Origin of the sequence: Microcoleus sp. T3_D1 (assembly GCF_036700405.1) — a bacterium.
Taxonomy (GTDB): Bacteria; Cyanobacteriota; Cyanobacteriia; order Cyanobacteriales; family Microcoleaceae; genus Microcoleus.
The window spans coordinates 1-3594 of sequence record NZ_JAUBOV010000171.1 but is presented as its reverse complement, the minus strand read 5'-3'; the positions used below and the strand labels follow the sequence as shown (position 1 = coordinate 3594).

At 48.2% G+C, this 3594-nt stretch carries 3 protein-coding genes; all 3 read left to right on the top strand.

Annotated features, from left to right (window positions below):
- The first annotated feature begins 303 nt into the window (after positions 1–303).
- From QT992_RS33100 to QT992_RS33090, 3 genes are read left to right on the top strand one after another with little or no spacing between them, the layout of a single operon-like run.
- Entirely contained in the window at positions 304–1791 is a 1488-nt protein-coding gene (locus QT992_RS33100; protein WP_333340270.1) for a TldD/PmbA family protein, read from the top strand.
- Positions 1792–1836: 45 nt separating this feature from the next.
- Positions 1837–2088 (top strand): DUF4926 domain-containing protein, encoded by a 252-nt coding sequence (locus QT992_RS33095; RefSeq protein WP_333340267.1) that lies wholly within the window; start codon positions 1837–1839, stop codon positions 2086–2088.
- A 59-nt stretch (positions 2089–2147) separates the two neighbouring features.
- On the top strand, positions 2148–3494 hold the full coding sequence (locus QT992_RS33090; protein ID WP_333340266.1) for a TldD/PmbA family protein: 1347 nt from the start codon (positions 2148–2150) through the stop codon (positions 3492–3494).
- Positions 3495–3594: the final 100 nt, after the last annotated feature.

Sequence of the window (3594 nt, the reverse complement as noted above, 5' to 3'; positions counted from 1 at the left end):
GCAAGATGCCTGTTCCACAAAATTAACAGGCAAGATGCCTGTTCCACAAAATTAACAGGCAAGATGCCTGTTCCACAAAATTAACAGGCAAGATGCCTGTTCCACATTAACAGGCAAGATGCTTGTTCCACATTAACAGGCAAGATGCTTGTTCCACATTAACAGGCAAGATGCCTGTTCCACAAACAGTAAATTTCTTGTGGGGTGGGCATCCTGCCCGCCCAGAGAAAGCTTATTGAAAAGGGTTCAAAAAATTGAAAAGCGCTATAATAATTAACAACTAACGACGAATGACGAATAACTATGGTGCAATTAACTGCAAAAATCTCTGCTAACGAGTTAGCAAATTTGGCTGTAGATTTGATTCGGAAAACAGGTTGCGAGTACGGTGATGTACGTTTTTGCAGTTACCGAAGGCAGAATCTTTACGCGCGCGATCGATCTTTAAGTCAACTGTCAGATAATGTAAGTTCCGGTTTTGGCGTGCGAGTGCTTCTAGACGGTGCTTGGGGGTTTGCCGCCAGTCACAGCAAAACACCTGCAGAGGTTGCAAGAATAGTCGCTTTGGCTGTAGAAATTGCTAAAGGCAGCCGCCTAACTCAGAAGGAACCGGTGCGGTTAGTTCCTGTCGAAAAATATGTCGATACCTACATTACTCCCATCGCCCTTGACCCTTTTTCTGTACCCGTTGCTGAGAAAGCCGAACTGCTGCTAACTATCAACGAGCAACTGCTAGCACACGGCGCACAAGGCATCAAAAAAGCTTCTTCTTTTTTGCAGTCAAGCCGCGAAGACAAGGTTTTTGCTTCTACAGAAGGCTCGCTAATCGAACAAACAATCTACCGCAGCTATCCGGGTTTTAGCTGTACAGCAATTGCGGGCGGCGATGCCCAAAGTCGGAGTTACGAACGCCCGCCGCTGAATATCGGTTACGAACATATTAATCCAGATGATTTGTTGAGTCAAGTCGAAAGAGTTGCCGCCGAAGCTATTGAGAAAGTCAGCGCTCCCACAGTCCCTGCTGGTATTTGCAAATCCCTGATTCTTAAGCCGACAAATTTGTTTTTGACAATCCACGAATCTGTCGGTCATCCAACTGAATTAGACCGGGTTTACGGTTACGAATCTAATTTTGCTGGCACGAGCTTTGCTACTACTGATAATTTAAATAAACTGCAATACGCTGCACCTTGGGTGAATTTTAAGTGCGATCGCACTCAACCAGGTGGCCGCGGTACAATGGGTTACGATGATGAGGGCGTAAAATCACAAGAGTGGTACGTTGTCAAGGATGGAATTTTAGTTGATTATCTCACTGACAGAGAGACGGCTTATCGCCTCGGACGTGCCAGCAGCAACGGTTCTGCCTACGCTGACAGTTGGTCGAGCGTGCCGATGGTGAGAATTCCCAATTTGGGATTGGAACCGGGCCCGGATGGCGGCAGCCATACTGCTACTTTGGCCGAGATGATTGCTGATACGGAAGACGGGATTTTAATCGACGGTATGGGTAGTTATTCGATCGACCAGCAGCGACGCAATTTTCAATTCGGCGGCGATGCTTTTTGGAAGGTGGAAAAAGGTAAAGTTGTCGGTATGTTGAAGGATGTAACTTATCAGGCGATGACTACTGATTTCTGGAATCAAATAGATGCGATCGGGCCAGCTTCGGAGCTGGTTCAGTGCGGTACTCATATATGCGGAAAGGGCGAGCCGATGCAGGTTGCTCAGATGACTCACGCTTGTGTGCCGGTGCGAGTGAGGGATATTCAAATTGGGGGAAATTCTTAATTAGATGGTAGGTTTTTAATGTGAAAATTCTAAAGGAGTTTCGACGTGAAACTTGAACTTTACCAGCGTGTAGCATTGTGTCGGGATATGCCGCTATATCAGCTAAAAAAAGGTGATGTAGCCATGCTAGTCGATCGCGTACCTCATCTAAGGGAAGGCGAAGATGATGGCTGCGTTCTAGAAATATTTAATGCTTTAGGAGAATCGATTTTAGTTGTGGCTGTTTCTCCTTCAGATGTGGAACCTCTGCGAGCAGATGAAGTGTTAGCAGTACGCTCTTTAGTACAGGCGAGTTAACCGTAGTATTGCGGCTAAACCTATTTTCAAATACAACAAATATTCCGGGACTTTAGCTTATGCTCGTAACAACATCGCCCGCACTTTTAAGTGAAGACCAAGCGTTATCTTTACTAGAAAAAGCCGTCAAACTATCCAAAGCAGAGGAAGTATTTGTCAGTCTCTCTACTGGGGAGGAATCTCTTTCCCGATTCTCGGAAAATCAAATCAGCCAAAATATCAGCAAAACTGTATTTAGCCTGAGCATTACTAGCTATTTCGGTAACAAAAGCGCCTCTGCTGCTGTTACAGAATTTGATCAAGATGCGATCGCCTCCGCAGTCAAGCGATCGGAAGAATTGGCCCGAATTGCGCCGGCAGACCCCGAATGGATGCCCCTGCTGCCGCCTCAAACCTACGATTTGCGATCGCCCGCATTCGACTCCGCAACGGCAACTGTATCGCCTCTAGCGCGGGCCGAAATGGTGCAGCAAGCGTGCGCCAGATCCTCCCAGGGGGGCGCTCATGGTTCGGGTACTTTGAGCACTGAGGCGTCGCTGTACGCGATCGCCTCGTCAACCGGACTCCGTGCCTGCAACCAGTCTACAGATGCGGATTTCAGCTTTACTGCTCGCGTTGAAGACGGTTCTAGTTGGGCGAAGAGCACTGCTTGGAGTATCAACGAATTGCCGATCGCCCAATTAGCAGAACAAGTGCTCGATCGGGCGATCGCATCCCGCAACCCGCGCCCCATCACTCCCGGCGTTTATCCGGTAATCTTTGACGGCGCTGCTTTTGCGGGCTTGCTACCGTGGGTGATTTGGGGGCTGGATGCGAGGGCGGCGGATGAGGGGCGATCGTTTATGTCGATCGCCGATGCAGAGGGAAAACCAGCGGGAAACCGCGCGGGGGAACACCTTTTCAGCCCCTTAGTGCAAGTGCAGCGCGATCCGGCTCATCCTTTGTTGCGATCGAATACTTTTTTCGGCGACGGATTGAGCAATAACTATTTGGAAATCATCAAAGATGGCGTCCCTCAAAGTTTGTCTTATTCCCGCTACTGGGCCGCACAAAAAGGCAAAGAGGCGAAAGGTGCTTATTACCCGATCGTAATGACAGGTTCCGACCAAAGTTTAGCAGATTTAATTGCTCAAACCGAGCGAGGAATTTTCGTCAGTCGAGCTTGGTACGTGCGCTACGTTAATCCGAAAACATTGGAAGTAACGGGAATGACTCGCGACGGTACTTTTTGGATTGAGGATGGCAAAATTGCTTACCCGATTAAAAACCTGCGTTTCAATCAAGTTTTACCTGATATGTTGCGCGATGTGGATGCAGTTAGTGCGGTGAAGCGTTACGGCGGTAGTGTCGTGCCCGGAGTGCGCGTGAAAGCTTTTAATTTCACCAGTATTACTGACAGTTTGTGACTCACACATTTCTCACAATCTGTAGGGGCGGGTTTCACAAACAATCACAGCCAACAAAGAACAATCTCTCAAACCCGCCCCCACTGACAGTTTGTGACTC

What these genes read in the sequence shown, in the direction of transcription:
- QT992_RS33090 (WP_333340266.1), top strand. Translation starts at nt 2,148, where the DNA reads ATGCTCGTAACAACATCGCCCGCACTTTTAAGTGAAGACCAAGCGTTA.
- QT992_RS33100 (WP_333340270.1), top strand. Translation starts at nt 304, where the DNA reads ATGGTGCAATTAACTGCAAAAATCTCTGCTAACGAGTTAGCAAATTTG.